The sequence below is a fragment of the Citrobacter sp. genome, assembly GCF_050252275.1.
Lineage (GTDB): Bacteria > Pseudomonadota > Gammaproteobacteria > Enterobacterales > Enterobacteriaceae > Citrobacter_A > Citrobacter_A amalonaticus.
In genome coordinates this window covers 1-3,839 of the sequence record NZ_JBFWLF010000369.1, presented here as the reverse complement: position 1 = coordinate 3,839, position 3,839 = coordinate 1, and the positions used below count along the sequence as shown (strand labels likewise).

The window sequence follows — 3,839 nt, the reverse complement described above, 5'->3', positions numbered from 1 at the left end:
TGCGATGACCGTTTTCGCATTCCGTTTCATTTACTGAATCCCCATTCGTGATGTACTTATTTTCTATTTATATGGTTAAAAAGCAGACTGTGCTTTTTTTTGCACTACACTATTTTTACCAGTCTGATTAATGGTTTAGCGCAGTATTTTCCGCAAACACAGCGTAAAACCTCTATTTTTCAGTCTATTAAGAACAGATAATATTCTGCTTTTCACCATAGATAAACAAAAAAAAGCACACTTGTCAGCATAAAATAACGGGACAATGAGCCGAATAAAACACTACCTTCCAGGGTATTATCCTGCCTGTTTTTCATTCTCTGATGTTTCGAACTGAGGTTCTGACCGTCATAAAATTAATCACCTGCCAAATGATTTAAAAAAGAGAAAGCGTCCGGTTGAATTATTTCGGTACACTTGCACTCTCTTTTGTGATTTGGACATGCTGTCGATGAAGCTGACCATCATTCGTTTAGAATACTTTAGCGATCAGGATCTGATCGACCTGGGCAAAATCTGGCCGGAGTATTCCGCCGCCTCTTTAAGCGTAGATGAAACGCACCGGATCTACGCGGCACGATTTAATGAGCGGTTGTTAGGCGCCGTAAGGGTCACCCTGAGCGGCACTCAGGGCGCGCTGGATTCGCTGCGCATCCGTGACGTCACGCGGCGTCGGGGGGTAGGAAAATATCTGGTGGAAGAAGTGATCCATGATAATCCGAACGTCTCCTCCTGGTGGATGGCGGATGTCGGCGTGGAAGACCGGGGCGTCATGGCGGCGTTTATGCAGGTACTGGGCTTCACCGCACAGCAACACGGCTGGGAAAAACGTTAAAAAAGCCGGGTGGCGGCTTCGCCTTACCCGGCTGGCTATATTCTCTGCTGCCTTTTCCCAAGAATTTCGTGTTGCAGGAAGGCGGCAAGGGATGACATCCCCGGAAGCTTACCGACGTAAGTGACCGGGGTTGAATAACACAGCCAATGCACCTGCAATGCGCAAAGGCGCCGTGGAAATTACTTCGCGTCGGTCGCCGTGCCGTTGGCATGCCAGTCGAAGACGCCGAATTCAAAGCCTTTCAAGTCACCCTTCTCATCCCACGACAGCGGTCCCATGACGGTATCCACGGAGTTCGCTTTCAGCCAGGTGGCGATTTCAGCCGGATCGGCTGACTGGTTCAGGCCCGCCTGTAAAGATTGCAGCGCGGCGTAGGTGGTCCACACGAACGCCCCGCTCGGATCTTGTTTTTTCGCCTTGATCGCATCAACGATAGGTTTGTTCGCAGGTACCTGGTCGTAGTTCTTCGGTTTGGTCACCAGCAGACCTTCGGCCGATTCACCGGCGATGTTAGACAGGGAAACGTTGGCTACCCCTTCAGGACCCATGAACTGCGTTTTCAGACCTGCAGCACGTGCCTGACGCAGGATCTGCCCCATTTCCGGGTGATAACCGCCGTAGTAAACGAAGTCGATATTCTCTTTCTTCAGACGCGCCACCAGCGTGGAGAAGTCTTTCTCACCGGCGGTGATACCGTCAAAGAACACCACGTTAGCGTTGCCCTTCTTCAGATTTTCCTGCACGGCACGCGCCAGACCTTCACCGTACTGTTGTTTGTCGTGAACGATCGCGATGCGCTGCGGCTTCACTTTTTCCAGAATGTATTTCGCGGCGGTCGGACCCTGGTCTGAGTCCAGGCCCGTGGTGCGCAGCACCAGCTTGTAGCCGCGAGAGGTCAGCTCCGGTGCCGTTGCCGCCGGGGTGATCATCAGAATGCCTTCGTCTTCGTAGATGTCAGACGCGGGCTGAGTGGAAGAGGAGCACAGGTGGCCGATAACGTATTTGATGCCGTCATTAATCACTTTGTTGGCGACTGCGACCGCTTGTTTCGGGTCACAGGCATCATCATATTTAACGATCTGCAGTTTTTCGCCTTTGATTCCGCCTTTGGCATTAATGTCTGCAACCGCTTGTTCTGCGCCAGTAAACTCCTGGTCGCCGTACTGGGCTACCGGACCGGACATCGCACCGACAACAGCGACTTTAATATCGGCCTGAGCCATTGTGCTGAATGCCAACGCGATACATCCTGCCAGTAACGCTTTACCCTTCATATTCATCCTGACCTTCCCCATTCTTATGGTTATTACGACTATTGTGATGTTGTTGTGTAGCGCTTTATTTCGATTATAGGTGTGCAGCTCGCGCATTTTCAGCACACTCTGCTAAAACATACCCCATTTTTATAGTTTTGGAATAGCTAATTTCATATTCAAATAATAAGTGAACGACATAGCGTCGTGCCGCCCGGTGATGGACGGCACAGGTTTATCGTGTCAGCGTGTGGGTGATAATGCCGAGCGCCTGACGAAATTGCGCGTCAGGGATGGTGAGCGGATAAAGAAAACGGATGACGTTGCCATACACGCCGCAACTCAGTAGCAGAAGTCCTTCCTGCAAGGCGCGATCCTGCACCTGGCGCGTGAATTCTGGGGAAGGTTTTCCGCTGTGCGGATCGTTGAATTCTACCGCCACCATCGACCCCTGCGCGCGAATATCGGCAATAAACGGGCACTCCGCTTTTGCCTGGTTCAACGCCTCGACCAGCGTCGTGCCCAACGTAGCAGCGCGGGCGCAGAGCTGTTCTTCATCAATCACATCCAGCACCGCGTGTGCCGCAGCAACCGCCAGCGGGTTACCGGCATAGGTTCCCCCCAGACCGCCAGGCGCAGGGGCATCCATCACTTCGGCACGGCCAGCGACCGCAGAGAGCGGCATACCGCCTGCCAGGCTTTTCGCCATCGTCATCAGATCAGGCTGTACGCCATGATGCTCCATCGCAAACAGTTTGCCGGTACGGGCAAAGCCGGTTTGCACCTCATCGGCGATCAACAAGATACCGTGGGTATCGCACAACGCGCGCAGCGCCTGCATGAACGCCGTTGGCGCAATATTAAAACCCCCTTCGCCCTGAACCGGTTCAAGAATGATGGCGGCAACCTGATCTGGCGCGATATCAGCTTTAAAAATGCGCTCCAGACTTTGCAGCGCATCGACGGTGCTCACACCGTGTAACGCATTAGGGTACTGAGCGTGATAAACCGAACCAGGGAACGGGCCAAAACCGATTTTGTAAGGTGCCACTTTACCGGTCAGCGCCATCGTCATGAAAGTCCGCCCGTGGAAAGCGCCGCCAAAGGTAATGAGCCCGGGTCGTTTGGTATATGCGCGGGCAATCTTCACTGCGTTTTCCACCGCTTCTGCCCCGGTGGAGAAGAATGCCGTCTTCACCGGCCCGTCAATCGGCACACGTTTATTGATACGTTCCGCCAGTCTGACATAGCTTTCGTAGGGAACAATCTGATAAGCGGTATGAGTAAAAGACTGGAGCTGTTTTTCGATGGCGGCGATGATTTTTGGGTGACGATGCCCAGTATTCAGCACCGCAATACCAGCGGCAAAATCGATCACCTCACGGCCTTCCACATCCCACAATGTTGCGTTTTCCGCCCTCTCAGCGTAAAAGCCACACATCACGCCGATCCCGCGCGGCGTCGCCTGCAAACGCCGTTCATTCAGTTCGTTATTCTTCATTTTCTTCCCCTAAGATGCGCACAACCCATCGGTAAGTGTTTGCCAGGGGGGAGGAATTCGCCAGATCAGGCGCTAAAAAAACAAAAACCCCGGACAGTTATCCAGGGTTTTAGCGGGGACTTCGCGGGAGTTACGCTTCGATAGCGGCGCGAAGTTTTTTCATGGCGTTCTTTTCAAGCTGACGCACACGTTCTGCGGAAACACCGTAGCGATCGGCCAGTTCCTGCAGCGTAGATTTGTTATCTTAGAT

Annotated in this window: 3 protein-coding genes and 1 pseudogene; 1 reads left to right on the top strand and 3 read right to left on the bottom strand. The window is 52.7% G+C overall.

What is annotated here, in order from left to right; translation table 11 throughout:
* Positions 1 to 451: 451 nt before the first annotated feature.
* On the top strand, positions 452 to 835 hold the full coding sequence (panM, locus tag AB7E14_RS21665; RefSeq protein ID WP_428169942.1) for an aspartate 1-decarboxylase autocleavage activator PanM: 384 nt from the start codon (positions 452 to 454) through the stop codon (positions 833 to 835).
* A 179-nt stretch (positions 836 to 1,014) separates the two neighbouring features.
* On the opposite strand, the gene livJ is transcribed toward panM, so the two are convergent.
* The 3 genes and pseudogenes from livJ to AB7E14_RS21650 form a co-directional block, all read right to left on the bottom strand.
* Positions 1,015 to 2,115: a branched chain amino acid ABC transporter substrate-binding protein LivJ gene (gene livJ, locus AB7E14_RS21660; RefSeq protein ID WP_142764811.1), complete on the bottom strand. Its 1,101-nt coding sequence runs from the start codon at positions 2,113 to 2,115 to the stop codon at positions 1,015 to 1,017.
* A 208-nt stretch (positions 2,116 to 2,323) separates the two neighbouring features.
* Positions 2,324 to 3,589: a 4-aminobutyrate--2-oxoglutarate transaminase gene (locus AB7E14_RS21655; protein WP_058587457.1), complete on the bottom strand. Its 1,266-nt coding sequence runs from the start codon at positions 3,587 to 3,589 to the stop codon at positions 2,324 to 2,326.
* A 130-nt stretch (positions 3,590 to 3,719) separates the two neighbouring features.
* A pseudogene (locus AB7E14_RS21650) lies at positions 3,720 to 3,833 on the bottom strand (sigma factor-like helix-turn-helix DNA-binding protein); the annotation flags it as partial.
* Positions 3,834 to 3,839 lie beyond the last annotated feature (6 nt).

Excerpts from the sequence above, each read along its gene's own strand:
- panM (WP_428169942.1), top strand. The coding sequence starts at position 452 with ATGAAGCTGACCATCATTCGTTTAGAATACTTTAGCGATCAGGATCTG.
- livJ (WP_142764811.1), bottom strand. The coding sequence starts at position 2,115 with ATGAATATGAAGGGTAAAGCGTTACTGGCAGGATGTATCGCGTTGGCA.
- AB7E14_RS21655 (WP_058587457.1), bottom strand. The coding sequence starts at position 3,589 with ATGAAGAATAACGAACTGAATGAACGGCGTTTGCAGGCGACGCCGCGC.